Source organism: Nocardia fodinahabitans, from assembly GCF_052983615.1.
Genome location: NZ_JBRJJC010000001.1, coordinates 1,351,178 through 1,376,416, shown reverse-complemented (window position 1 = coordinate 1,376,416; position 25,239 = coordinate 1,351,178). Strand labels below are relative to the sequence as shown.

General features: G+C 70.9%; 27 protein-coding genes, 1 tRNA gene and 1 pseudogene. 18 read left to right on the top strand and 11 right to left on the bottom strand.

Annotated elements, in window-relative coordinates:
* Nucleotides 1-151: 151 nt before the first annotated feature.
* Nucleotides 152-1,315, top strand: a complete 1,164-nt coding sequence (locus NV348_RS06525; RefSeq protein WP_447146184.1) for an alpha/beta hydrolase — start codon at nt 152-154, stop codon at nt 1,313-1,315.
* A 64-nt stretch (nt 1,316-1,379) separates the two neighbouring features.
* Here NV348_RS06525 and NV348_RS06520 read toward each other — a convergent pair whose 3' ends face one another.
* From NV348_RS06520 to NV348_RS06510, 3 genes are read right to left on the bottom strand one after another with little or no spacing between them, the layout of a single operon-like run.
* Complete coding sequence (locus NV348_RS06520) at nt 1,380-5,243, bottom strand: arabinosyltransferase domain-containing protein (protein WP_447146183.1); 3,864 nt, start codon at nt 5,241-5,243, stop codon at nt 1,380-1,382.
* 40 nt (nt 5,244-5,283) lie between these two features.
* On the bottom strand, nt 5,284-6,171 hold the full coding sequence (locus NV348_RS06515; protein WP_447146182.1) for a serine hydrolase: 888 nt from the start codon (nt 6,169-6,171) through the stop codon (nt 5,284-5,286).
* On the bottom strand, nt 6,168-7,043 hold the full coding sequence (locus tag NV348_RS06510) for a LysR family transcriptional regulator (RefSeq protein ID WP_447146181.1): 876 nt from the start codon (nt 7,041-7,043) through the stop codon (nt 6,168-6,170). The genes NV348_RS06515 and NV348_RS06510 overlap by 4 nt, the downstream gene beginning before the upstream one ends.
* Nucleotides 7,044-7,214: 171 nt before the next feature.
* On the opposite strand from NV348_RS06510, the gene bla reads away from it, so the two are divergent.
* Nucleotides 7,215-8,117, top strand: coding sequence for a class A beta-lactamase (gene bla, locus NV348_RS06505; RefSeq protein ID WP_447150956.1), 903 nt, complete (start codon nt 7,215-7,217; stop codon nt 8,115-8,117).
* Here the strand turns inward: bla and NV348_RS06500 are convergent.
* Entirely contained in the window at nt 8,110-8,718 is a 609-nt protein-coding gene (locus NV348_RS06500; protein WP_447146180.1) for a TetR/AcrR family transcriptional regulator, read from the bottom strand. The two genes, bla and NV348_RS06500, sit on opposite strands and share 8 nt — an antisense overlap.
* A 63-nt stretch (nt 8,719-8,781) precedes the next feature.
* Between NV348_RS06500 and NV348_RS06495 the strand changes: the two genes are divergently transcribed.
* Nucleotides 8,782-9,189: a RidA family protein gene (locus tag NV348_RS06495; protein ID WP_447146179.1), complete on the top strand. Its 408-nt coding sequence runs from the start codon at nt 8,782-8,784 to the stop codon at nt 9,187-9,189.
* 3 nt (nt 9,190-9,192) lie between these two features.
* Here the strand turns inward: NV348_RS06495 and NV348_RS06490 are convergent, their stop codons facing one another.
* Nucleotides 9,193-10,107 carry an AraC family transcriptional regulator gene (locus NV348_RS06490; RefSeq protein WP_447146178.1) on the bottom strand — a complete coding sequence of 305 codons (915 nt, stop codon included), beginning with the start codon at nt 10,105-10,107 and terminating at the stop codon, nt 9,193-9,195.
* 116 nt (nt 10,108-10,223) lie between these two features.
* Between NV348_RS06490 and NV348_RS06485 the strand changes: the two genes are divergently transcribed.
* The 8 genes from NV348_RS06485 (at nt 10,224) to NV348_RS06450 (ending at nt 17,779) form a co-directional block, all read left to right on the top strand.
* The gene (locus NV348_RS06485) at nt 10,224-11,222 is read left to right on the top strand and encodes a saccharopine dehydrogenase NADP-binding domain-containing protein (RefSeq protein WP_447146177.1); all 999 of its coding nucleotides are present in this window, start codon (nt 10,224-10,226) and stop codon (nt 11,220-11,222) included.
* Between the two features lie 100 nt (nt 11,223-11,322).
* Nucleotides 11,323-12,306: a GDSL-type esterase/lipase family protein gene (locus NV348_RS06480; protein ID WP_447146176.1), complete on the top strand. Its 984-nt coding sequence runs from the start codon at nt 11,323-11,325 to the stop codon at nt 12,304-12,306.
* Nucleotides 12,307-12,481: 175 nt separating this feature from the next.
* A complete protein-coding gene (locus NV348_RS06475) occupies nt 12,482-13,960 on the top strand; it encodes a sensor histidine kinase (RefSeq protein ID WP_447146175.1) in 1,479 nt (492 codons plus the stop codon).
* On the top strand, nt 13,957-14,367 hold the full coding sequence (locus NV348_RS06470; RefSeq protein WP_218716994.1) for a roadblock/LC7 domain-containing protein: 411 nt from the start codon (nt 13,957-13,959) through the stop codon (nt 14,365-14,367). The genes NV348_RS06475 and NV348_RS06470 overlap by 4 nt, the downstream gene beginning before the upstream one ends.
* Entirely contained in the window at nt 14,364-14,708 is a 345-nt protein-coding gene (locus NV348_RS06465; protein WP_447146174.1) for a DUF742 domain-containing protein, read from the top strand. The genes NV348_RS06470 and NV348_RS06465 overlap by 4 nt, the downstream gene beginning before the upstream one ends.
* Nucleotides 14,689-15,300: a GTP-binding protein gene (locus tag NV348_RS06460; RefSeq protein WP_447146173.1), complete on the top strand. Its 612-nt coding sequence runs from the start codon at nt 14,689-14,691 to the stop codon at nt 15,298-15,300. Before NV348_RS06465 ends, NV348_RS06460 begins: the two co-directional genes overlap by 20 nt.
* Complete coding sequence (locus NV348_RS06455) at nt 15,300-16,559, top strand: cytochrome P450 (protein ID WP_447146172.1); 1,260 nt, start codon at nt 15,300-15,302, stop codon at nt 16,557-16,559. The genes NV348_RS06460 and NV348_RS06455 overlap by 1 nt, the downstream gene beginning before the upstream one ends.
* Complete coding sequence (locus NV348_RS06450) at nt 16,556-17,779, top strand: cytochrome P450 family protein (RefSeq protein ID WP_447146171.1); 1,224 nt, start codon at nt 16,556-16,558, stop codon at nt 17,777-17,779. The genes NV348_RS06455 and NV348_RS06450 overlap by 4 nt, the downstream gene beginning before the upstream one ends.
* Nucleotides 17,780-17,843: 64 nt before the next feature.
* Here NV348_RS06450 and NV348_RS06445 read toward each other — a convergent pair whose 3' ends face one another.
* From NV348_RS06445 to NV348_RS06435, 3 genes are all read right to left on the bottom strand, one after another.
* The gene (locus NV348_RS06445; RefSeq protein WP_447146170.1) at nt 17,844-18,989 is read right to left on the bottom strand and encodes an acyl-CoA dehydrogenase family protein; all 1,146 of its coding nucleotides are present in this window, start codon (nt 18,987-18,989) and stop codon (nt 17,844-17,846) included.
* An 18-nt stretch (nt 18,990-19,007) separates the two neighbouring features.
* Nucleotides 19,008-19,613 carry a QsdR family transcriptional regulator gene (locus tag NV348_RS06440; protein WP_447146169.1) on the bottom strand — a complete coding sequence of 202 codons (606 nt, stop codon included), beginning with the start codon at nt 19,611-19,613 and terminating at the stop codon, nt 19,008-19,010.
* 114 nt (nt 19,614-19,727) lie between these two features.
* A tRNA-Glu gene (locus tag NV348_RS06435) sits at nt 19,728-19,800 on the bottom strand.
* A 106-nt stretch (nt 19,801-19,906) separates the two neighbouring features.
* On the opposite strand from NV348_RS06435, the gene NV348_RS06430 reads away from it, so the two are divergent.
* A complete protein-coding gene (locus tag NV348_RS06430) occupies nt 19,907-20,245 on the top strand; it encodes a hypothetical protein (protein WP_447146168.1) in 339 nt (112 codons plus the stop codon).
* A 155-nt stretch (nt 20,246-20,400) separates the two neighbouring features.
* Entirely contained in the window at nt 20,401-21,354 is a 954-nt protein-coding gene (locus NV348_RS06425) for a DNA polymerase domain-containing protein (RefSeq protein WP_447146167.1), read from the top strand.
* Nucleotides 21,355-21,397: 43 nt separating this feature from the next.
* Here NV348_RS06425 and NV348_RS06420 read toward each other — a convergent pair whose 3' ends face one another.
* Nucleotides 21,398-21,637 (bottom strand): hypothetical protein, encoded by a 240-nt coding sequence (locus tag NV348_RS06420; RefSeq protein ID WP_447146166.1) that lies wholly within the window; start codon nt 21,635-21,637, stop codon nt 21,398-21,400.
* 21 nt (nt 21,638-21,658) lie between these two features.
* Between NV348_RS06420 and NV348_RS06415 the strand changes: the two genes are divergently transcribed.
* Entirely contained in the window at nt 21,659-21,832 is a 174-nt protein-coding gene (locus NV348_RS06415) for an ATP-binding protein (protein ID WP_447146165.1), read from the top strand.
* Nucleotides 21,833-21,837: 5 nt separating this feature from the next.
* On the opposite strand, the gene NV348_RS06410 is transcribed toward NV348_RS06415, so the two are convergent.
* Nucleotides 21,838-22,473, bottom strand: coding sequence for a GtrA domain-containing protein (locus NV348_RS06410; RefSeq protein ID WP_447151224.1), 636 nt, complete (start codon nt 22,471-22,473; stop codon nt 21,838-21,840).
* Between NV348_RS06410 and NV348_RS06405 the strand changes: the two are divergent.
* Both NV348_RS06405 and NV348_RS06400 read left to right on the top strand, forming a co-directional pair.
* Nucleotides 22,406-22,591, top strand: a pseudogene (locus NV348_RS06405) (response regulator); the annotation flags it as partial. The gene NV348_RS06410 and the pseudogene NV348_RS06405 sit on opposite strands and share 68 nt — an antisense overlap.
* A 91-nt stretch (nt 22,592-22,682) precedes the next feature.
* Complete coding sequence (locus NV348_RS06400; protein WP_447146164.1) at nt 22,683-22,916, top strand: anti-sigma factor family protein; 234 nt, start codon at nt 22,683-22,685, stop codon at nt 22,914-22,916.
* A 7-nt stretch (nt 22,917-22,923) separates the two neighbouring features.
* On the opposite strand, the gene NV348_RS06395 is transcribed toward NV348_RS06400, so the two are convergent.
* Complete coding sequence (locus tag NV348_RS06395) at nt 22,924-23,427, bottom strand: DM13 domain-containing protein (RefSeq protein ID WP_447146163.1); 504 nt, start codon at nt 23,425-23,427, stop codon at nt 22,924-22,926.
* 115 nt (nt 23,428-23,542) lie between these two features.
* Between NV348_RS06395 and NV348_RS06390 the strand changes: the two genes are divergently transcribed.
* A complete protein-coding gene (locus tag NV348_RS06390; RefSeq protein WP_447146162.1) occupies nt 23,543-24,181 on the top strand; it encodes an RNA polymerase sigma factor in 639 nt (212 codons plus the stop codon).
* 194 nt (nt 24,182-24,375) lie between these two features.
* Nucleotides 24,376-25,080: a flavodoxin family protein gene (locus NV348_RS06385; protein WP_447146161.1), complete on the top strand. Its 705-nt coding sequence runs from the start codon at nt 24,376-24,378 to the stop codon at nt 25,078-25,080.
* The last annotated feature ends 159 nt before the right edge of the window (nt 25,081-25,239 follow it).

Genomic DNA, 25,239 nt, shown 5'->3' with positions numbered 1-25,239 from the left:
GAAGAGAACTGCGTCACATCGGTTTTCGATATGCCCCTCGGATCGGGGGCGCGCTATGCTGCCCGGCAGGATCCGTCCGCAGGCTGTCTCGCCGCGGCCGGGTGGAGTGGGGAGCGGCGCGGCCGCACAACGGAAAGGTCCGAACACGATCATGCGTGGCGTAACTGTGGGAGGGGCGCCGGAGCGCCGGCACCGCACGAGCAGACTCCTGGCGGGTGCCGCGGTGGCCGCGTTGCTGCCGTTCGGCGCGTCGGTGGCCGCGGTCGCTCCGGCGGCGGCCGATGCCGACCCGGCGGCGATCGACTTCCCGGTCGACTCCTCGATGGGCACCATCAACACCCGCATCCTGCGGGCGGCCGACGGCAACACCGACCGGGTGGTCTACCTGCTCGACGGTGAACGCGCCGAGGACGACCTGAACGGCTGGGAGAAGCACACCTCCATCCCGGCCCAGATCGCGAAGTTCAACATCAATGTGGTGATGCCGGTCGGTGGCCAGTCCAGCTTCTACGCCGACTGGGACCAGCCGAGCAGCTTCAACGGTGTCAACCCCGACGGTTCCCTGCTGCCCAGCGCCGACTCCGGTTCGGCCATCGGCGGCTGGGAGGACACCCAGGGCAAGACCAACACCTATCAGTGGGAAACCTTCATCACCAAGACGCTGCCGGACGCGCTGAAGTCGCGGCTGGGCTTCAGCAACAGCCGCAACGGCGTGGTCGGGCTGTCCAGCGGTGGCAGCGCGGCGCTGTTGATGGCGGCCTACCACCCCGAGCAGTTCACCTATGCCGGGTCGTTGTCGGGCTATCTGCACATGTCGATGCCGGGCATGCGGGAGGCGCTCGCGGGCGCGATGATCGCCAGCGGCGGCTACAACATCGAGGCAATGGCGCCCGCGGGCAGCGAGAAGTGGAAGCGGATGGACCCCTACGGGTTCGCCGAGAAGCTGATCGCCAACAACACCCGCCTCTACATCTCCGCGGGCAGCGCCAAACCGGCCGATCAGGACCTGTCCTCGATCGACGCGATCACCCAGGGCATGCCGCTCGAGGCGATCGCGCTGGCCAACACCCGCTCGTTCGAAAAGCGGATCACCGCACTGGGATACACGAACGTCAGCTATGACTTCCCCGATATCGGCATCCACAACTGGGGCACCTGGGAGCAGGTCGCCATCCGGTTGATGCCGGACATGGCCCGCAATATCGGCAAGCCGCTGCCCGCCGGTGCGCCGCCCGCCGGTGGGGAACCGCCGGCCGGTGCGCCGGGTCAGCCGCCGGCCGGTGGTCAGCCGCCCGCGGGCGAGCCGCCGAAGTAGTCTTTACACTGCGCGAAACCGCCGTTGTCTCCATGGAGGCAACGGCGGTTTCATGTGTGCCGGGTCAGCGTGTCCTGATCGGGCTTTCGGTGTTCCAGCCCCACGCGTTGTCGACGCGGACGGTGATCTCCGCCGGTGGTGCGGCGACCAGGCGGGTCAGGCGCTGGAGTTCGCCCCAGTCCCTGGTCCAGTCCTCGGCGAGGTAGGCCGGCAGGGTGCGCGACTGCATGAGCAGGCCCGTCCAGCCCAGCGGGCCGCCGCCGGTATCGCCCTGCCAGGTCTCGGAGACCTGCGCGTTGAGCTTGTCCGGCTGGATCCGCCAGATCGGCAGTTCCGCGACACCGCTGCGGTGATCGAATGGACGCTGGCACGGGAAGGCCAGTCCCACATGGAAATCCCCGAGCACCGGATCGTTGGTGCCCACCACGGTGTTCAGGGTCGAGAGTTTCGGCAGGCGTGGGGGAGTGAGCGCCAGCCACTGCAGGGGATCGGGTTCGCCCGCCGCGGCGACCAGGCGGACGGCCGTGGTTGCGGCGGGAATCTCGTTCAGATCGATCGGCAGGTTCCGCCAGCCCGGCGCGCCACCGACCGTGGGCGGGGTGAGTTCACCGGTGGGCGTGACGGTTCCGTCGTCCGCGCGGCGGGCGAACTCGACCCGCAGGCGTTGGCCCGGCAGCGGGCTGCCATCGGGGGCCACCGATTCGATGCGGCCTGCGACGGTCAGGATCAGCACGCGATGCGCGGAATCCTGCTGGGCGGCAGCGAGATCCAGGCGGTACCACTGGGTGGTCAGCTGGGTGCGCTGGGGTGCGCCGGTGGAGTAGCTGCCCAGGACCGGAGTGCGTTCCGGGACGAGGCCGAAGGGGAGGGCGACGGTACTGCCGTTGACACCGGGTGTGCTGCCGGGTCCGCCCTGGGGTGATCCGCCGGGACCATTCGGGGCCGTGCCACCGGAGGGCGAGCCGCCGGGAACGCTCTGGGCGGATTCGCCGGCGTTGTTGGGGCCCGAGCCTCCGCCGGGAGCGATTGGAGCTGCGCCGCCGGGCGCCGCACCACCCGGGCTCATGCCGCTACCTGGGCTCGTGCCGCCACCTGGGCCCGCGCCGCCGCCGGGACCTGCGCCGCCGGGTGCCGCGCCGGGACCCGGGCTACCGGGGGCGGGGCCCGAACCCGAAGGGGGCGCCGAGGATTGACCGGGGCCAGGGTCGGGGGCGAGGCTGCCGATGCCGTTCGGGGTGAAGCCGGTGTTCTCGGCGGCGAGTCCGTCGGCGACGGTGCCGGTGTAGGGGGTGAGGAGGGAGTCGGCCGTGTTGGTTTCGACCAGGATGTCGTCGGCCATGGCGCACTGGTCGCCGGTCATGGTGCGCAGGTTCGACAGGCCGACCGAGTACGCGGGGTACTGCGAAACAGCCGCTGTGGCCAGCGATCCCACGTCGAAGAGCACCATCGCTGCGGCGGCCACGGAGAGCGGTGCGACCAGGGGGAAGCCGAATCGTCTTGTCGTCGTGGGCTTGTCGAGGGTGTCCTCGGCCCGGTAGTACTGCCACAGGGCGACCAGGAGGGTCAGCGCGGTGGCGGCAAGGAAGAGGGTGGAGACCTCGATGCCACCGATGGTCGGGGCGCGGTCCGGCCAGGGGACGCCGTAGCCGGAGACGTACCAGTAGCCGTTGGAACCGGTGAAGCAGACGGCGAGCAGAAACAGGACCGCCGCCGCGAACATCGCGCGGAGATAGCGCGCCCGAATGACGGTGCGGCTCAGGGCGACAGCGGTGATCGCGGCCAGTGCGCCGGCGAGACCGGCGTAGACGCCGAAGTGGTGGGTCCACTTGGTGGGGGTGAACATCATCAGCAGCAGAGCCAGGAAGGTCACCGTGAGGATGCGGGTGACCGGGCCGCGGGCGGTCGACGGGATGCGGCCGCCGCGGCGCAGGGTCACCAGGATGCCCACGGCCAGGCACAGCAGCATGGCCAGCACGCCGAAGCGCCGGGCCAGCGAGCCGTCGGGGTTCACCGACAGCAGCGAATCCCAGCGGGTGCGCTCCTCGAACCAGGACATGTCGGGCCCGACGAGCTGGCGGACCCGGGTGGCCTCCAGCACCGTCGCGAAGGTCTGGTCGGCGAAGACGACGACGAGCACGAGCGTGCCCGCGGCCGCGATCGGCGCCAGCACGGCGCCGTAGCGCAGCAGCGCCGGTCCCGAACCCGCTGCGGCGCGCGCGATGATCGTGCGCAGTACCGGCCGCGAACCGGCGAGCAGGGCGGCCAGGCAGATGAGACCGGTCGGCCCGGCGGCGAGGGAGAACGCCGCGATCAGCACCGCCACGGCGGCGGGCAGCAGCCTGCGGGTGGCGATCGCCCGCTCCATCGAGCACCAGGTGAGCAGCGCGCCGACCGCGATCAGCGGTTCCGGGCGCAGGCCGTTGTTGTAGGGCAGCCACAGCGACAGGAACACCAGGGCGGCGGTCCAGCGGGCGGGTGCGCTCGCGGCGACGCGGGAACCCAGGCGCGGCAGCACTTCCCGGCTCAGCACCAGCCAGCACACGAGTCCGGCCAGCAGCGCGGGCAAGCGCATCCACAGTCCGGCGTCGCTGATCCGGGTCATCTGTGCCAGCACCTCGTAGGGCCAGCCGAACGGTGCTTCGGCGACCTGGAACCACCGGTAGTAGTTGGCGGTGTACCCGGCCTCCCTGGAGGCGCGCGCCATGGTCAGGATGTAGCCGTCGTCGGAACTGTTCGCGCCGATCACATGCCAGACCACCAGCGTGCCCGCGACCGCCGCGTCCAGGCCGGTGAGGCGACACCAGCGGGCGGGTAGGACGCGCCGTGCCCGCCGCCCGTCCCGAATGTCACCGCGATGCAGGCAGATCAGCGTGAGCAGCGTGCACAACACCGCCCCGATGATCGCCGCGAGCTTCCAGCCGCTCGGACTCGACGAGAACCGCGCATCGATCTCGGCATGCAGGCGCGCGTCCCCCGCCCGCCCCCGATCCAGCTCGGTGTAGACCCCGACCAGCTGCGGACGCACATCGTCGGCGATCGTGTTCCGCATCGGCGACCCGTCGGCCTTGGTCAGCCCGGTGAGTTCGGCGGTCGTTCCCGTCGCCGTCGAGAGGACTGTCAGCGCACCGCATCCCGCCGCCTGCCCGTTCTGCGGTGCGTTGGGCGCGGGTGGCGTCCCGGCGGGCGCGCCGGTGGGGGCGGCCGGGCCGGTGGGTGCTGATCCGGCGGGCACGCCGTTCTGCGGGCCGCTACCGGGCCCGGCGGGGGCAGATCCGGCCGGAGCGTTCGACGGCGGTGCGCCGGGGCCCGGTGGTGGTGCGCCGGGAGGAGGCGTGGCGCCGGAGGGCGGTGTTCCTGGCGGCTGCCGACCGTCGTCGGGTATGGCATTGCCGGGAGTCGGCGCGCCGGCGGGCGGAGTGGCGCCCCCAGTCGGCGTGGTGCCGGAGTCGGGCGTGGTGCCGGAAGTGGTTCTGCTGCCGGGGGATTCGGTACCGGGCGGTTGAGTCATGGACGACTCCGGTCCACCGTTGGGCGGCGCACCACCGGCGATCTCCGCCAGCGACGCGCTCAGCAGCAGTCGATCGCGTAGGACGACTGCCAGGGTCCGGCCGGTTCCGGGCCGGTCCTCGATCCGCGCCACCAGCCCTTTCGACCCCGCGCGCGGGGCCTGGGGCGGAACCGTCGACAACACCGTCGCCCCGGTCATGTCCCGTAATGCCGTGCACGGCACGCTGAGCTCCAGCGACAGCGGCACGTAGTCCACCAGCGGTGCGCTCAGCTGCATCGACTGCGGCTGCGGCCACTCCAGGCTCGCGTGCTCCTGCCGCACCGGCAGCAGCGGAGCCGCCACCGCCAGCGCCACTCCGACGACCCCCGCCACGATCCCGACCATCCGCACCCGGCCGAAACCGGAAGATTCTCCACCCACGACCGACGATGCTAGCCATACCCGGCCGTGACGGGGTGGGTCAGTGGGGACGGCGGAGTTCGGTGACGGCGAGGCGGGCGGCTTCGCCGATGGCGGCGTCGACGACCGGAAGGGTCGGGTCGGCGCGGGCAGCGCGGGTGAAAACCGCTACCGCGACGGGGGTTTCGCCGGGAAACTCCACGACCGCGACCTCATTGCGGATGACGCCGATGGTGCCGGTCTTGCCCGCGACGACGACGCCGCGATGCGGGAAGGCGGCCGCGATCCGGTGCGGCCAGATCTGCCTGCTCATCACGGAGCGCGTGAATCCGGTGCTCGCCGTGGACAACACGTCGCCGTGCCAGAGCAGGCGCAGGAACCGGGTCATCTCCTCGGGGGTGGTGGCGCTGGCGTAGGCGGGGTCGTAGGCCGACACCGTCCAGGCCTCGTCGTTGTCGGCGAGCGCGGCGAAGGCCTCGGCGGTGGTGTGGGTGTCGGTGTCGCGCACCAGGCTGCGGTGCTGATCGGCGGTGCCGCCGACGATGCGGGTCTCGGTGAGGCCGAGCGTGTCGACGAGATCGGTCACCGCGGCCAGGCCGAGTTCGCCGAGCAGCACGTCGGCGGCGGCGTTGTCGGACACCGTCATCATCGAGGTGGCGAGGTCGCGGCGGCTCAGGGTGACCGGATCGTGCAGTGCCGCCAGGCCGGTCGGGCCGGGCGTGCAGTCGGCGGGGTCGACGGTGATCCGCGCGGCCGGGTCGAGCCGCCCGTCGTCGACCTGCCGGCAGAACGCCACGAACAGCAGCAGTTTGTACACCGATGCGGTGACCACCCGTTCGCGACCGCCGACGGACAGTTCGGCGGGGGAGTCGTCGCAGCGGCGGGCATGCAGCCACCCGGTGCAGCCCGCGTCGGCGAACACGGCGCGGATCCGGTCGGTCACGCTCATCGCAAACGCTCGCGGTAGAGCACCCGGTCGAGGGTGTCGGCGTGGTCGGCGGCGTCGGGACGGCGAATGATCCTGACCCGCAGGGCCACCGACTGCGGTGCGAGCGTCAGCCAGGCCACGCCCGGCGTCGGCGTGGGCGGGGTGGCGGTGAGGCCGAAACACGTGCCCGCGGCGACGGCGGCCAGCACCGCGCGGTCGTCGGGCGCGGTGAGGGTGCCGGTGTCGAGGCCGCGCTCGCGCAGCAGATCGAGCACGGTGTCGAAGGCGGGCGGATTGGCGGTGCGGGCGGGATGCGCGAACTGGAGTCCGGCGAGCATCGGGAAGGTGGGGCGCTCGGCGGTGGTGGTGCGATGCTCGGCCGGAACCACCAGCCACCGGGGCAGTTTCACGACCGGACCGGCGTCGAGGCCGTCGACCAGGGCCGGATGCTCGATCACCGCGACATCGCACACCCCGGCCCGCACCTCGGCCGTGAGATCGACCGTCGGGCCGAGTGCGGTCGAGACGGTGCCGCCCGGGACCCGCAGCGCGGTGACGCAGGCTGCCACCAGCCGGTCCGGCAGCGCGGTCGTGGCCGCGAACCGCACGGTGCCGCTGCGCTGGGCGATCCGCTCCGATTCCGCGAGCAGCCGATCGGCGTCGTCGACGAGCAGCCGGGCTCGCGGCAGCAACTGCCTGCCCGCGGCGGTGAGCATCGCGCCCTGGCTGGTGCGGTGGATCAATTCGAGGTCGAGATGCTGTTCGAGCCGCCGCAAACCCTGCGACAGCGGCGGCTGCGTCATCTCCAGTGCGGCGGCCGCCCGCCCGAAATGGCCCTCGTCCGCGACCGCGACGAAGAACCGGAGGTGACGGAGCAGGTCCATGTCGGCCATTGAACCAGCGCCCGGCGCGCGGGCACCCCGGATCCGCCGTGGGCGGTCGACCGTTCGCATGGTTCAGCCACCGGCGACCTGCACTGATATCGATGGCGACTCGCCCGCGACCGTGTCGGGTATTGGCCCGTGCCGTGGCGGCGGTGATGGGGTGCAGCGGTGACTTCCTTCGTGACAACGATCCTCCGCAGGCGCCTCGCCGCCGCCGCGCTGGCGCTCACCGCCGTCGCCGTCCCGGCCTGTTCGACCGCCTCCGAGGCCACCACCCCGGCCATCTCGTCGACCACGGCGGCCGCACTCTCTTTCGCCGCCCTGGAGACGGAATATGGTGCGCGCCTCGGCTTGTCGGTGGTCGACACCGGCACCGGCGACACCGTCGCCTACCGGGCGGACGAGCGCTTCCCGATGGCCTCGACCTTCAAGGGCCTGGCCTGTGGCGCTCTGCTCCAAGCCCACCCGCTCGCGAGCGGGTGGTTCGACCAGGTCATCCACTACCCCGCCGCCGACATCGTCGTGAACTCCCCGGAGACCGAGCGGCACATCGACACCGGCATGACCGTCGCCGCGCTCTGCGATGCCGCGATCACCCAGTCCGACAACACCGCGGGCAACCTGCTGCTCCGCTTGCTCGGCGGACCCGAAGGTTTCACGGCCTTCCTGCGCACTCTCGGAGACCCGGTGTCGCGCCTGGATCGCTGGGAACCCGAGCTCAACACCGCCATCCCCGGCGACGAACGCGACACCACCACGGCCGCCGCGCTGGCCGCCGACTATCGCGCCCTCGTCGTCGGGACCGCGCTGCCGGAACCCGAGCGCGCCCAGCTCGCGACCTGGCTGAAGGCCAGCGCCACCGGCGGCAAGAGGATCAAGGCGGGGCTGCCCGCGGACTGGATCGTCGGCGACAAGACCGGCACCCCGGCCTACGGTTCCGCGCTCGACGTCGCCATCGCGTGGCCGCCGGGGCGCGCGCCGCTCGTCCTCGCCGTGCTCACCACCAAGCCGGACCAGGACGCCGAACCGGCCAACGCCTTGGTCGCCGAAGCGGCGAAAAGGGCGGTAGCCGCACTCAATTGACGCGCCAGCCCGCCGCCACCGATTCCGCGCAGCGCTCTGATTCGTCACCCGCCGCCACGAACAACGCGGTGAGAACCGGGATTCCGCTGCCGAGCGCGGCCGGTGGCAGCGGGCCGGTGGTGACCAGCCCGGCCAGCCCGTGGCCGAAAGTCCAGCTCTGCGTAGCCAGTTCCAGCGGGTCCACGTCGGCGCGGAAGCGGCCGATAGCGCGGGCCGTGGCGGCCGCCGTCACCAGGCGGTCCAGGGTGGCATCGGCGGCCGCGGCGTCCTCGAGCGCGAACCCGGCGTCGAACATCACCCGGTAGAGGTCGGGATTCGCCATCGCGTGGGCCAGATAGGCGCTGCCGAGCGCGGCCAGATCGCGCACCGGATCGTCGGTGACGGGCACGTCGGCCAGGCGCGCCGCCAGCCGGGTGAAGCCCTCCTGCCGGACCGCTCGCCACAGCCCGTTCATCCCGTCGAAATGGGTGTAGACGGCCATCGTCGAGACCGGCGTGCCCGCGACGAGCCCGCGCAGCGTGACCGGCTGCCGTTCGCGCAGCAGCTGGGCCGCCCGATCGATGAGCAGCGCGCGCACCGCGGGATTCCTCGTCCGTGCCATGGTGCCAGATTACATATCAGTGTTATGTTATCGGCAGTCGACCCTCGGAAGGCGGGAGAGAGCATGGCTGTGGAACTGGTGAATCCCGAGGGGCTGCCCAAGCCCGAGGTCTATCGGCAGCTGTCGATCGCGACCGGATCGCGGCTGGTCTTCCTGGCCGGGCAGGTGGCCCGGGATGCCGACGGAAACCCCGTCGGCACCGGTGATTTCGCGGCGCAGGTCGAACAGGCGTATCTCAATATCGGTACCGCGCTCGCTGCGATCGGTGGGTCGTTCGACGATGTCGCGAAGCTGACCGTCTATGTCGTGGACTGGGGTCCGGACAAGTACCCGCTGCTGGGCGAGGGGGTCGCCCGCGCCGCCGCGCAGCTCGGCGTCGACCCGGTCAAGCCGATCACCCTGCTCGGCGTCGCCGCGCTGGGTGAACCCGATCTGCTCGTCGAGGTCGAGGCCACCGCCGTGCTGGCCTGACGGTCAGACCGCGCCCGCGACCAGGACCTGCGTTCCGGTCGTTCGATAGCGGCCGGGGGCCGTGCCGAACGCCCGCTTGAACGCCTTGCCGAAGGCGTACTCGGAGCTGTAGCCACTGTGCCGGGCCACCGTCGACAACGGGTGGTCGGTGTCGCGCAGGAGCCGGGCGGCGGTCAGCATGCGCCAGCGGGTGAGATAGGTCAGTGGCGGTTCGCCGACGAGGGTGGTGAAGCGGCGGGCGAACGCGGCGCGGCTGAGACCGGCTCGGGCGCCGAGGGATTCGACGGTCCAGCCGTGCGCGGGATCGTCGTGGATGGCGCGCAGCGACCGGGAGATATCGGCGTCGGCGACCGCGGCGGCCCACCCCGACGAGGCCCTGGTGTCCGCGAGCTGGGCCCGCAGGAGGTAGAGCAGCAGCAGATCCAGGAGTGGGGGAATCGCAGCGTCGGCGCCGGGGCCGGCCTCGGTGAGTTCGGCGGCGAGCAGATCGACCGCGGCGCGCAGCGCGGGATGCGTGCCGAGGTGGGCCGGAATGTGGACCACCTCGGGCAGTTCCGTCAGCAGGGGATGGGTGCGGTCGGCGGCGAGCTGGTACGAGCCGCACAGCAACGTCGCGGGAACACCGGGGCCGTCGATGGATCGGCGGTCGCCGGGACCTGCCGTCTCGGTGATCCGGCTGTCGAGCTGGTCGAGCAGATCGTGGGCGACACCGCGCGGCATGAACACCGCGTCGCCGGTGCCGAGCGCGATCGGGTCCGCGTCGGGCCGGGTCAGCCAGCACGACCCCTGGAGCACCACATGGAATCCGGCGCCGTCGATGCGCGGATAGGCCCGGCCCCACGGCGCGTGCCGCACGAACAGGCCGGAGGCGGGGCTGCCGGTGCGTGCGGTGGCCAGCACATCGCTGAGTAGATCCATATCAGAAACAATACTCGGCGAGACGATGGGACATCCAGGCGAGATTCATGATGATTTTGTGTCTCGCATTGTGCCCATAAGCTGAGTTCATCATCCCGATGAACAAGGAGCACGACATGAAGATCGCCGTCTACGGAGCCACCGGACACGTCGGCCGTTTCGCGGTGGCGGAGCTGCGCCGCCGCGGTATCGACACCGTGGTGGTCGGCCGCACCGCCGAGCGGCTCGCCGAGCTCGGCGCCGAGGCCAGGGTCGCCGCCGCGGACGACCACGACGCCCTCGTCACCGCCTTCACCGGGATCGACGTGGTGATCAGTACCCTGCCCGACTACACCGGGACCGGCGCGGGCGTGCTGCGCGCCGCCATCGCGGCGGGCGCGCACTACGTCGACGTCGCCGGCGAACAGCTCTTCGTCCAGCGGGTGTTCGCCGAATTCGGCCCCCTCGCCGCCGCGGCGGGCGTCACCCTCGCCACCGCGACCACCGAGGCGGGCATCTTCGGTGACCTGCTCGCTCACCTCGGCGCGCAGCGTCTCGGCGGCGCCGACGAGATCGTCTTGAGCCATGTGGCGGCACCGGGCGGGGAGGGGTCGCGCGGCAGCATGCGCACGGTGCTGCGGAATCTGGACGTCTTCACCAGCGGCGGACTGTCCTGGTCCGACGGCGGATTCCACACCGGCCCCCAGCCGCGCCGCGACACCTTCCTGCTGCCGGACGCCACCGAACCCATTGCCGTGCTGAAGTTCCCGCAGCCCTCGGTGGTGACGATCCCGCGGCACACGACGGTGGGCTCGGTGGAGGGTGTGCTCGCGAAGTCGATCTTCGAGGTCGTCGGCACCGTCACCGAGGAACATCTGGCGCTCGCGCCGGAATCGCCGTCGGCGCCCGCCGCGTACTCGATGGTCGTCGACATCCACCACGACGGGCGCACCCTGCGCGGCATCGGCAGCGGACCCGACGCCTACCGCAACAGCGCCCAGCTCGCGGTGGAGGTCGCCACCCGCCTCGCCGGCGGCGCGGGTGAGCCGGGCGCGCAGGCTCCCGCCGAACTGTTCGAGCCGACCGAATTCCTCGACGCGCTGGCCGCCTTCGAGATGACCTGGACCCTCGGATGACCGGTCTCGCTCGGCGCCTGTCGCTGCTCGTCACCGCACTGACGCTGTCGGCCCTGGTGGCCTGCGGCGCCGAACCAGCCCCACCGGACTGGTCGGGTGCGTGGGCGGCCGCCGCCCAGCACCCGGCCACCGCGGTGACGCCGAACTGGTCGGCGGCGGGGTTCGCCGATCAGACCGTCCGCCAGGTGGTTCGGCTCACCGACGGTGGCCCGCGGGTGCGGGTCCGGCTGTCGAACAGGTACGGCACGGCACCGCTGGCGGTCGCGGGAGCGACGGTCGCGCGCAGCGCGGGCGGTGCCGCCGTGCACCCGGAGACGGTGCGGCCGCTGACGGTCACCGAGGCCGGGTCGTTCGAGATCGCGCCGGGGACCGAGGTTTCCAGCGACGCCGTGCCCACACCGATCGCGGCGGGCGAGGCGCTCACGGTGACGCTGTACTTCGCCGCGCCCACCGGCCCCGCCACCCAGCACGCCCAGGCGGCCGCGACGAGCTACCGCGCGACAGGCGATCACACCGCCGACCCGACCACCTCGCCCGCTACCTCGCCGCCGCGGGACGGCCGGGGCCGGTGCTGAACGCCGGGATCAGCGGCAATCGGTTGCGCACCGATTCGACCGTGCTCGGCGACAGCGGGCTCACCCGATTCCGTCGGGACGTGCTCGATCAGCCCGGTGTCGGCACGGTCGTGGTGCTGATCGGCATCAACGACATCGGCCTGGCCGGCTCGATGGGCCCGGACGGGCAGGTGTCCCCGCGGGTTTCGGCGGAGCAGCTCGTCGCGGGGTATCGCGAGCTGGTTGCCGCGGCCAGGGCGGCGGGGGTCCGCGTCGTCGGCGCCACGCTGCTGCCGTTCGCCGGATCGCCCTACTACTCGGCCGACGGTGATCGCCTCCGGTCCGAGGTGAACAGCTGGATCAGGTCGCCCGGCGCCTTCGACGCGGTGGCCGACCTCGACCGGGCGATGGCCGCGCCCACCGGCCCGGCCCGGCTCGCCGAGGCGCTCGACAGCGGTGATCACCTGCATCCCAACGATTCCGGCTACGCCATGACGGCCGCCACGATCGGCGCCGCGATCCTGGCATGACCGCAGGTCGGAGGGTGGGGGACATCCCGATTCGGTAACGAATCGCAGTCGAACTCGTGATGAACCCTCGCCGCTCGAGTGGCAGACGGGGCGAGGGCTCGATATGCTCGCCTGCGTTGTTCGAAACGGGCTGTCGTGCTGCGTGTTCGGTATGCCGATTGGTGGTTGGGGGCCTGTGAGTACTGCGGAAGTCGGGCCGATGGCGCTGTCGGCGGCTGGATCGCCGGGGGAGCGCACCGCTCGCGGGGCGACCACGGGGAGTGCTGGTTACGTGGTGCTCGGTGCCGGGGCGGCACTGGCCGCGATCGCCGCGGTGGTCGCCGTCTTCACCCCGCCCGCCCTCGGGATTCCGGTGCTCGCCGCCGCACTCGCCGTCGCCCTGATCGCCTGCCCCGCAGTGTTCGTCGCGCTCCGTCAGCGCGCCAGAGCCCAGGCCGCCACGGCCGCCGCCGAACGGGCCGAACAGCAGCTGGCCGCGGCCGTCGCCGAGGCGACCCAGCGGATCACCACCGCCGAGGACCACGCCACCCACTACGCCTGGGAAGCGCAGGAGAACGACCGTCGTGGCGCGGCCGCGCTGGCCGCGTTCGCCGGCGCCGCGGGTCGCATCCAGGCCATGACCACCTCGATGCTGGCCGAACTGCGCGAGATGGAACACCGCCACGCCGACCCGCGGGTACTCACCGACCTGCTCCACATCGATCATCGCACCGCGCAGACCGGCAGGCTCGCCGACAGCATCGCGGTGCTCAGCGGTGCCCGCACCGGTCGCCGGTGGGCCAAACCGATTGCGATGGAATCGATCCTGCGCGGCGCCATGGGCCGCGTCGCCGGATACCAGCGCGTGCGGCTGCGCGCCGTCGCCGATGTCGGCATCGCCGGGCACGCCGCCGAGGGCGTGATGCACACCCTCGCCGAACTGCTCGACAACGCCTGCAACTTCTCCCCGCCCACCACCGAGGTGCACGTCTACGCCGCGGAAGTGCCCGCGGGCGTGGTGATCACGATCGAGGACAGCGGCCTGGTGATGAGCGATTCGGCACTGCGCCGGGCCGAGGCCGCGGTCAGCGGGCGCGACCACAAGGGCAAGGGCGCCGATCTGGCCTCGCTCTCGGGCACTCGGCTCGGCCTGGCCGTCGTCGGCCACCTGGCCCGCAAACACGAACTCACCGTGTCGTACCGGCCGTCGGCGATCGGCGGCACCGCGGTCGTCGTGGTCGTCCCGCGTGAGCTCACCGCCCGCGCCGAACGCCGCAGCCGCACTCCGCTCGCCGCGCCGACCCCCCGCCGCGCCGATCCCCAGCTGACCGCCCTCGGCCAGTTCGACGCTCCCACCCCGCGTGCCCAGCACACCAGGACCACCGACGAAGCGGGGTGGGCCGAGACCCTCGGCCAGCATGCCCGCCAGGCCCCGGCCGAACCGGCGACCCCCGCGGAGTCCACCTCACCCGCACTGCCCAAACGACGCAGGGGCGACACCCTGGCCAAAGTCCATCCCGACGGCCTGGCCGGCACCCCCGTCGCCGACACCACACCGGCCAAGCCGGCCGCGCTCGGCGCGTTCCAGCGATCCGCGCCCGGTCGCGGGGCGGATCAGTCAGGCCACCACCCAGGCAGCGCCGCCACTGCTCCCGACCCCATGGAGGACCGATGACCACCACCGCCCCGACGAACCTCGGCTGGTTGCTCGAGAAACTGCTCGCCCGCACCCCACGCACCCGCCACGCGCTGCTGCTGTCCGGTGACGGCCTGAAGATCTGCCACACACCGGAACTCGATGTCGACCGCGCCGATCAGCTGGCCGCGATCGCCGCCGGGTTCCAGAGCCTGTCGCACGGGGCTTCCGTCGAGTTCGGTGACGGGCGTGGCGGGGTTCGCCAGTCGATGACCGAGTTCTACGGCGGCATCCTGTTCGTGGTCGAGGCGGGTCGCGGCGCGCACTTAGCGGTGGTGGCCGCCGAGGACGCCGACGCGGGGCTGGTCGGGCACACCATGCACGAGCTGGTCGAACAGCTCGGTGAGCATATGGCTGCCCAGCCCAGACGCGGAGCGCCGAATTGAGCAGGTCGGTCCGCGACGAGGATCCCGACCGGTTCTACACGCTGACCGGCGGGCGGGCCCCGGCCACCGAGGACTTCGACCTCGTCACCCTGGTGGTCAGCGAATCGGCGCCCTCGGCGGGAATGACCTCCGAGCAGGTCGCGATCCTGGACATGTGCCGGGCGCCGACCGCGGTCGTGGAGATCGCCGCGGAACTGCGGCTGCCCGTCGGCGTCGCCACGGTGCTGCTGGGCGACCTGCTGCACGCGGGGAAGATCACCGTTCGGCCACCGTTGTCGGCGGCGATGACGCTGGATGCCTCCACCCTCGAGAAGGTGCTCGTTGGACTTCGCAAGCTCTGAATCCGTGCCCGAGCGGGCGCTGGCACCGCTGCACAGTACGGCCAAGCACGGACTGAAGATCGTCGTCATCGGCGGATTCGGTGTCGGCAAGACGACCCTGGTGCGGTCGGTGAGCGAGATCAGGCCGCTCGACACCGAGGCGACGATGACCGACATCGGCGCCGGGATCGATGACGCCACCGGCGTCCCGGGCAAGTCGACCACCACGGTGGCCTTCGACTTCGGCCGGATCACTCTCGACGACGAACACGTGCTGTATCTGTTCGGCGCGCCGGGCCAGCAGCGCTTCTGGTTCCTGTGGGACCGGCTGTTCACCGGCGCGCTCGGCGCGATCGTGCTGGTCGACCAGCGCCGGATCTCCGACTCCTGGTACGCGATCGACCGGCTCGAACACCAGGGCACCCCATTCGTGGTGGCCTGCAACGACTTCGGCGACTCGCACGAGCCGCAGGAGGTGCGCGACGCGCTCGACCTCGATCCCGCGGTGCCGCTGCTGATGTGTGACGCGCGCTCGCGCGAATCGAGCAAGCAGGTGCTGATCGCCCTGGTCGAGCACCTGTATTCCGCTGTCCCGCAGGGGGAGACCGTCTGATGAGCACACCCACCGGCGCCGGTGCCTGCCCGATCACCGGCGCGGTGCCGTTGAGCGGCCCCGAGTTCCACATCGAACCGCACGAGGTCTACCGCCGGATGCGGCGCGACCACGGTCCGGTGGTCGCGGTCGAGCTGCCCGGCGGATTCCCGGCCTGGCTGGTCATCGGCTATCGCGAATTGCACCAGGTGACCAGCGATCCGCTGCTGTTCCCGCGCGACGTCTCGCTGTGGAACCAGTGGGGGCGGGTGCCCGAGGACTGGCCGCTGCTGCCGATGGTCGGCAGGCCGATGCCCTCGATCTACTTCACCGCCGGCGCCGAGCACCGCAGGCACCTGGCGATGGTGGAGCCCGCGCTCGACGCGGTCGACCACTTCGAATTGCGCCGGGCCTGTGAGGAACTCGCCGATCGCCTGGTCGACGGATTCTGCGGCCGCGGCAGCGCGGACCTGGTCGCCGAGTTCGCCGAGCCGCTGCCGGTGCTGGCGCTGGGCCGCATCCTCGGCCTGCCCGACCACGACGCCGCCGACCTCGCCCTGACGATGAAACTGCTCGCCGACGGCGGCGCGGACGCCCAGGCCGGGCACGCCCGCTTCGGTGAGCACATGGCCCGGCTGGTCGCGGCCAAGCGGGCGAGGCCCGCAGGCGATCTGGTGTCGCTGATGCTGGCCGATCCGGAGCCGTTCACCGATGAGGAGTACATCAACGACCTGATGGCGATCACCGCCGCGGGGCACCTCACCACGGCCGACTGGCTGGGCAGCTCCGTGCGGCTGATGCTCGTCGACGACCGGTTCGCGGCCGCGCTCGGTGGCGGCAGGCGCAGTGTCGGCCAGGCCATGAACGAGGTGCTCTGGGAAGAGACCCCGACCTCGGTCCTGGCCGGGCGGTGGGCCGCGCGCGACACCCGCCTGGCCGACCAGACCATCCGGGCGGGCGACCTGGTGCTGCTCGGCCTGGCCGCAGCCAATCTCGACCCGCACATCCGCCAGTCGTTCACCGACGGTGACACGGTGCCGACCGGCAACAACGCGCACTTCGCGTTCAGCTACGGCGAATACCGCTGCCCGTTCCCGGCGCAGCAGATCGCCGAGATCATCGCCAGGACCGGGATCGAGGTGCTGCTCGACCGGCTCCCCGATGTCGACCTGGCCGTCCCCGCCGAGCAACTCACCCGGCGGCCTTCGGCTTTCCTGCGGGGCATGACCGCACTGCCCGTTCGTTTCACACCAGTTAGACCTGTCGGAGGTTCGTCGTGAGTTCCCAGTGCCCCTTTGCCATCGACCCCCTGGTCGGTGACCTCAACGGAGAGACCGCCCGACTGCGCGCCGAAGGTCCGCTCGTCCGGATCGACCTGCTCGGTGTGCCCGCCTGGACCGTCACCGACCACGCGGTCGCCCGTCAGCTGACCACCGACAGCCGCCTGGTCAAGGACATCCACGCGTGGAAGCTGTGGACCGACGGCGTGGTGACCAACCAGTGGCCGCTGATCGGCATGGTGGACGTCGACCGGTCGATGTTCAACGTCGACGGCGCCGAGCACCGCAGGCTGCGGCTCAAGACCGCGCAGGCGCTGGCGCCGCGCCGGCTCGAGGAACTGCGCCCGGTGATCGAGCAGCTCACCCTCGAACTGCTCGACGACCTCGCCGCCGCGGGCGCCGACGGCGCGCCGGTCGACCTCAAGTCCGTCTTCGCCTACCCGCTGCCGATGCGCGTGGTCGGCGACCTGATGGGCGTCGCGCGCGAGGACCACGCGCAGCTTCTCGACTGGTACAAGAAGTTCTTCTCGGTGATGACCCCGCAGGACGAGCGCCTGCGCGTGATCGGCGATCTCGACGTGTACTTCACCGACCAGGTGCGGCAGAAGATCGCGAACCCTGGCGACGATCTGACCTCGGCGTTCGTCGTCGCCGACGCGGAGGGCGGCGATCCGCTCACCGAGGAGGAGGCGATCGGCAATATCAAGGCCCTCGTCGCCGCCGGCCACGAGACCACCGTCAGCCTGATCGTCAACACCGTGCGCGCGCTGCTCAACGAGCCCGAGCAGCTGGCGAAAGTCCTGGCGGGCGACGTGGACTGGAAGCAGGTCATCGAGGAGTCGCTGCGCTGGGACGGCCCGGTCTCGCACCTGCTGATGCGCTTCGCCACCGAGGACATCACCGTCGGCGACACCGTGATCGCCAAGGGCGAGGGCGTGGTGATGTCCTACCGCGCCGTCGGCCGCGACACCGCGGTGCACGGCGAGACCGCCGACGAGTTCGACGTGACCCGCCCGACCGCCAACCGCCACCTCGCCTTCGGCTACGGCCCGCATATCTGCCCCGGCGCCGCGCTGTCGCGGCTCGAGGCCGCGATCGCGCTGCCCGCGCTGTTCGCCCGCTTCCCGGACCTGCGGCTGGCCGTGCCCGACAGTGAACTCGGCAACCTGCCGGTGCTCACGCAGAACGATCTGGCCGCGTTGCCGATCATCCTGAACTGACCGGCGTCGCGTCGCGCCCGGTGGTTTTTCGCCGGGCGCGACGCACTACCTCATGGCGCCGACCCTACAGGCCGAGGTCGCGGCCGATGAGTTCCTTCATGATCTCGTTGGAGCCGGCCCAGATCTTGGTGACCCTGGCGTCCATCCAGGCCCGCGCGACCCGGTACTCCCGCATGTAGCCGTAGCCGCCGTGCAGCTGCACACAGGCGTCGAGCACCTCGTTCTGCACCTGCGCCGACCACCACTTCGCCTTCGCGGCGTCGACCGCGGAGAGCTGGCCCTCGGCGTGCGCGGCGATGCCCTGATCGACGAACGCCTGCGTCACTTCGACTTTGGTGACCAGCTCGGCGAAGAGGAACTTGTTGTACTGGAAGCTGCCGATCTGCTGCCCGAACGCCTTGCGCTCCTTGGCGTAGGCCAGCGTCTCGTCCAGGATCGCCGCGGCGTGGGCGATATTGGAGATCGCGGCGCCGATGCGTTCCTGCGGCAGCCGTTCCATCATCGAGATGAAGCCGCGGTCGGTCTCGCCGAGCCGGTTGGCGTCGGGCACCCGGACGTTGTCGAAGAACAGTTCGGCGGTGTCGGATTCGGGCTGGCCGACCTTGTCGAGCTTGCGGCCGCGGGTGAAGCCTTCCATGCCGTTCTCGACCACGAACAGGGTGATGCCCTTGGCCTTCTTCTCCGGGCTGGTGCGGGCGGCGACGATGACCAGGTCGGCGTTGAAACCGTTGGTGATGAACGTCTTCGAGCCGTTGATGATCCAGTCGTCGCCGTCGCGCACCGCGGTGGTCTTGAGCGCGGCCAGGTCCGATCCGCCCGAGGGCTCGGTCATGCCGATCGCGGTGACGATCTCGCCGGTGCAGAACTTGGGCAGCCAGCGCCGCTTCTGCTCGTCGGTGGTCAGTTCCACCAGGTAGGGCGCGCACACGTCGTAGTGGATGCCGAACGAGGACGACAGCGCCGCACCGGCTTTGGCCAGTTCCTCGCCGAGCACCGCGGCGAACCGGTAGTCGCCTGCGTCGCTGCCGCCGAACTCCTCCGGCACACCGAGTCCGAGGTAGCCGAGTTCACCGGCGGCCAGCCAGGTTTCGCGGTCGATCGCGCGCTCCTCGGCGAAGCGCTCGGCGTTGGGCTCGATCGAGCGCTTGACGAACTCGGCGACGGACGCGCGGAACGCCTCGTGGTCCTCGGAGTAGATGGTGCGCTGCATGGTTTTCCTTTCGGGTTCCTACTGTTCGGGCCGTACGCCCAGCAGAACCAGCGACGCCTGGACCACCTTGGCCGCGTCGGGTTCCTCGCCGCTGATCACATCGGCGTAGATGAAGGTCTCGGTGATCCGCGAGAGCAGCAGCGCCAATTCGGGCACCGGCAGCGGCGGATCGAGGGCGCCCGCGTCGATCTGCGCGGTGAGCAGTTCGGCGATGGCGGCGACGAACCGGCGCTGCACCGAGCCCGCCCTGGTGGTGAGCAGACGCAGCGAGCGCTCGGGTTCGCGGGTGAGGAAGGCGCGGAAGGCGGCATTGGTGTTGGTGGCGTTGGCGAAGTCGCCGAGGATCGTCGCGATCCGGCGCGCGCCGCTGTCCGGGGCCGCGGCGATGGCGCGGCGCAGAGTCGGTTCGGCCACCGACCAGATCACCTCGGAGAGCAGCTCGTCGCGGCTGCCGACCCAGCGGAAGAGGGTGGCCCGATTGACGCCCAGTTCGTCGGCGAGTTCCTTCATCTCCAGCCGGCGACCCGCGAGGAACGCCGACCGCGCGGCCTTGAACGCGGTGATCGCGTCGGGCCGGGCCGCGATGTCCTCGAGGCGCTGTCCCAGTGTGGTCTTCTCGGTCACGTCACCTCCCGATGCAACATTTCCCACAGTGTATGGGCCATGCAACATCTGTCAATATGTCGCATCGAGGGCAAAGAAAAACTCCCCGGTCACGAAGACCGGGGAGTCCCTGTGTAGCCCCGACGGGATTTGAACCCGCGCTACCGCCTTGAGAGGGCGGCGTCCTAGGCCGCTAGACGACGGGGCCAGAACTACGATTCACCTGCGTGAACCGCGCGGAACATACGATAGCCGACGATCGGGCATTCGACCAAAACGGCTGGTCGTCCACTGTTCAGTGAAGGCTGAAGGCGGTGCTCGACGTGGCGGTCGTCGGTGACGATGTCGCGATCCCGCTCGATGACCGCCGCTGGTTCAGCGTCGCCGCCGATCGTCCGCTCGCCGAGCGAGCCGCCGAACTCGCCGCCGTCGCGGCATCGATCTACCGGCGCACCGCGCCGCTGCGCCGCGTGCTCGGCATCGCGGCCGAGGGCAATGCCGAGTTGCGGGAACTCGACGCGAAACATCGCCGCGATGAACGGATTTCACGGACGGCGGTGGTCTCCGCGGCCGCGGGCCGACCGCTCACCGAGGCCGAAGCAGACGGGATCCGTATAACGCAGCGGGACTTGGTCATCGGTGACTCTATATAGCCGCGCCCGAAGGTGGTCACCGTGGTCGCGGTCTGTATCCCGCGCATCCGATCGGGCGATCGACCAAAGGGCAGGTCACAGGCGTGCGTGCGGGTGACCTCGGCCGCGCAGGGTGGGTGGTTGACCCGGTCGGTGATGCGGTAGAGGGTGGAGCGATGGCCGGTAAAGAGGTGTGGGGTGGGGTCGAGATGTCGAATCTCGATCAGCCGTTGTTCGACGGTGCCGAGGCGACCAAGCGGGATCTGGTGGGCTACCTGGAGTTCGCCGGGGAGCGGTTGGTGCGGGTGCTGCGGGACCGGCCGTTGTCGGTGGTGCGGGTGCGGCCGGGGCAGGAACCGTTCATGCAGAAGAATCTGCCCAAGTACACGCCGGAATGGGTGCCTCGGGTGACGGTGTGGGCTGAGAGCTCGCATCGGGAAGTCACCTACGCGCTCGGCAACGACGAGCGGACGCTGCTGTGGTTCGGCAATCAGCGGGCGGTGGAGTATCACCCGACGCTGCTGCCGGTGGATCACAGTGCCGGGCCGACGCATCTGGTGCTCGATCTCGATCCGTCGCCGGGGCAGACGTTCCGTGACGCGGCGGCGGGTGCGCGGCTGATCCGGGCCGCGCTCACCGCGGACGGACTCGACGGCGCGGTGAAAACCAGTGGGGCCAAGGGGTTGCACGTGTTCGTGCCGGTGGAGCCGGGCATCGCGATCGAGGACGCGGCCGCCGCGACCCGGGCGATCGCCGCCCGCGCGGAACGGATCGACCCGTCCGTCGGCACCACCGCGTTCATCCGGGAAGACCGCCACGGCAAGGTCTTTCTCGACTCGACGCGGGCCGGCGGTGCCACCGTCATCGCGGCCTACAGTCCACGCATCCGGCCCGGCGTGCCGGTGTCGTTTCCCCTGCGCTGGAGCGATATCGACGATGTCGTCCCGGCCGACTTCACCCTGCGCAGCGCGCCGAACCTGCTCGATGACACCGACCCCTGGGCCACAGAAATGCCCGCACCACAAACACTTCCGGCCGACCTGATCGCCGAGGGGCACACCATCCCGATCGCCAGGGTCCAGGCCATGCACGAAGGCAAGCGCCGAGCCAAAGCGCGGCGGGAGAGCTGAACGCCGCGGCGGCCAGATGACCGGGCCGCCGCGTGTTCGGGGACTACTTGCCGATCGCGGCGACGCCCGCCCGGGCGAACTTCTCGTCCAGGTCGCCGCTGGGGGCGCCGACCGCGACGCTGACCCGCTGGTTCTCCTCGGCCGCGGCGTCGAGCGCGGTCTGCGCGGCCTTCGTAGCGTCGGCGATCGAGAGGTGGGTGCTCTGGGTCAGGTCGGCGTCGGCGGCATCGGCGACGACGGGGGTGCGGGTCGCCGGGTCGGAGTTCTGGGCCTGCACCGTCACCACGCCCACCACGCCCGCGATGTGGCCGACGACGGGCGCGGCTTCGATCCCGACGACCTGGCCGACCCGGCCGAGCATCGGGGGCACGGACTGCCCGCGATCCGGGCGCGGGTGCGTCAGCTGGGCGGGACCTGTGCGATCGAATCCGCGCCGGGGGACGGCACGGTGCTGTCGGTCGCGATTCCGCTGGGCTGAATCCGCTACGCGGCGGCCGGCATCCAGCGCCGGTGCGGGCGGGGCGCGGGCAGGACCAGCCGAGTCGTGCTCGGTCGCATCCGGACCGGGGCCCGCGTCCCCGGGAAACCGCCGGGTGTCGCCGCCGACTGCGGGGCGCCGGTGATCGTGATCGGTCCGCTCGCGGCGGTTCTGCTGCCGAGGGCTGGCGCGGTCCGCGCCGGGTCGGCGAAGACGACCATTCGCAGCACCAGGAACCGTCCGATCCCGGCGAGCCCCGACGCCGACAGGTAGACCATCTGCTCGGTCAGCGCGCCCGGCGTCGCCTGGACGGCGAACAGCGCGAACATCGCCGCGCTCGTCACCGCATAGGCCGCCACGGCCGATCCCGCCGACTGCCAGTTCTCGCGCCACCCCGGCAGCGTCCGCCCACCGAAGGTGACCAGCGCGTGCAGCACGGTGCCGAGCACCGTCGAGGCGATCGTGACCACCGCGTTCGCGACGGCCCATGGCAGCACGGTGGCCAGCTGCGCGACCGCCACGCTCGATGCCAGGCCCAGCCCGCCGCCACAGGCCACGAATCGCGCGAACGCCGCGGTCGCGCTGGCGGCGAGCCTGCGCCCCGACGTGGTGCTGATGGACCTCCAGCTCGGCAGTGACATGGACGGCGTCGAAGCCACCCGCCGGATCACCGCGCAACCGGCGCCGACCCCGCACGTCCTGGTCCTCACCACCTACGACACCGACGCCGACATCACCCGCGCGATCGAGGCGGCCGCCACCACCGCTGTAACGCCGGGGTCGCCGCGGGCTCTGAACGGGTGCAGCGATGACTATGCTGTGCCGAGCGAGGCGAGAGGAGCCAGGGCGAATGGACTGCGACGAATTCGTCGAGCTGGTCACCGGCTTCCTCGACGGTGCGCTCGACAGCGCGACCGAATCGCGTTTCCTCGCCCATCTCGCCGAGTGCGACGGCTGCGAGGTCTACCTCGATCAGATCCGCCGCACCACCCGTGACCTCGGCACACTCGCGCCCGAGCAGCTCTCCGGCGCGGCGCGCAGCACGCTGCTCGCGGCATTCCGCGACTGGCACCGCTCCGCCTGACCCGCGCTCAGGCCGGCGTCAGTGTGGCCGCCCCGAACGACACGTGGAAGCGGGCGCACCAGATACTCACCGACCGGATGGTCGACAGATCGGTGCCCGCGGGCACGGTGTAGTTCTGACTGCCCTCGTTGCCTTTGAGCGCGCCCAGATCGATATGCGTGCCGTCGTCGAAGTTGTGCCAGTCGTCGCCGATCACCGGCTGATCGGTGAGCCACACGTGCAGCGCGGGTCCGTCGGAGGTGCGCAGATCGGTGATCCGCAGGACCAGCGTGCCGTCGGGAGTGCGCTGCAACTGCGCCGACCCGGTCGTGTCGTGCTCGTGCGAGAGGAAATCGCCGGACGCGATCACCGACAGCGGCGCGCCGCCCATCGCGGTAACAGGCGCCTCGTGGACGGTCGTCGTCGTGAACAGCCGCCACGGCTGGAACAGGTACAGGCCGACGACCAGCGCGGCGACAAATCCCACCGCCAGCACGCTGAGAACGGTACGGCGGATACGGCGGTGTGACATGGTCTTCTCCTTCTCTCGCATGCGTTCTCCGTTCCCCGACCTGTCCCGCGCGTTACACCGCTGCCCGGCGGTACTGTGCTGCCAGCGACGCGAGTGGTGACAGCGAGGAGACCCGGTGGGACACGACGGCGCCCTGCCTGCCGACGACGTGCTCGTCGCCGAGCTGCGGTCCGGGGTCGACGCGACGTTCGCCCTGGTCGTGGATGCGTGGTCCGGCTCGATGCTGCGGTTGGCGCGCTCGTTCGTCTCGACCGACGCCTCCGCGGAAGAAGTGGTGCAGGAGGCGTGGCTGGCCGTGGTCCAGGGCGTCGACCGGTTCGAAGGCCGTTCCTCGCTCAAGACCTGGGTGTATCGGATCCTGGTGAACACGGCCAAGAAGCGCGGGATCAAGGAGCAGCGCACCGTTCCGTTCGCCACGCTGCTGCCCGAGGACGAGGGCGCGGCGGTCGATCCGGGCCGTTTCCGCCCGCCCGGTGACCGCTACCCGGGCCACTGGGCCCTCGGCGCCCAGCCGCGCCCGTGGTCGGAACCCGAGGACGCCGCCGAGCGCGCCGAAGTGGCCCGCCTGCTCGCGGCCGCGGTGGCTGCCCTGCCCGCTCGACACCGCACGGTTCTCACCCTGCGCGATATCGACGGCTACTCCGCCGACGAGGTCTGCGCGCTGCTCGACATCTCGGCGGGCAATCAGCGGGTGATCCTGCACCGCGCCAGGTCGACGGTGCGGGCCCGGCTCGAGCAGTACTTCCAGCGCTAGCCCAGCAGATCCTCGACGAGGTCGGGCGGCCCGCCGGGTGCCACCCTCGGCCCGGGCCGTCCCGCGTGACATCGTGCTGTGCTCTCGCGGCGACCCGGGGCGTGACCTCGCCGCCGTAACGTCACGGGCGGTGCGGGCACGGTACCGCGTGGCGGGCCCACCGCCGCGTCATCCACCGAGGAGGCCGAACGACCATGGCGACCTATGACGACCTGTCGGCGCTGTTCATCAACTGCACGCTCAAGCTCTCGCCCGAGCCGAGCAATACGCAGGGTTTGATCGACGTCAGCGCGCACATCATGGCGGCGAACGGCGTCGCCGTCTCGCATATCCGCGCGATCGACCACGATATCGCCACCGGCGTCTGGCCCGATATGACCGAGCACGGCTGGGTCACCGACGCGTGGCCCGCGCTGCAGGAGCAGGTCATGGCCGCCGACATTCTGGTGATCGCGGGCCCGATCTGGCTCGGTGACAACAGTTCGGTCACCAAGCGGGTGATCGAGCGGCTCTACGGCAACTCCTCCCAGCTCAACGCGGCGGGCCAGTACGCCTACTACGGCAAGGTGGGCGGCTGTGTGATCACCGGGAACGAGGACGGCGTCAAGCACTGCGCGATGAACATCCTCTACAGCCTGCAGCACCTGGGCTACACCATTCCGCCGCAGGCCGACGCGGGCTGGATCGGCGAGGCCGGGCCGGGTCCGTCCTATCTGGACCCCGGTTCGGGCGGTCCGGACAACGACTTCACCAACCGCAACACCACCTTCATGACCTGGAACCTCCTGCATCTGGCCAGGATCCTGCGCGATGCCGGCGGCATCCCGGTCCACGGCAACCAGCGTTCGGAATGGGACGCGGGCTGCCGATTCGGCTTCGAGAACCCCGAATACCGCTGATCCGCGCGGGCGCGATGCCCGAATTGCCGGGTAGGAAACGTGACTGGGGTCTCTATATACAGGTGATCCCGGTCACATCACGGTGGCATAACGACAGTATTGTGATTACGGATTTGTCACGGTGGACCAGCGCGGAACACTGTTCCTTTGGACAATGGC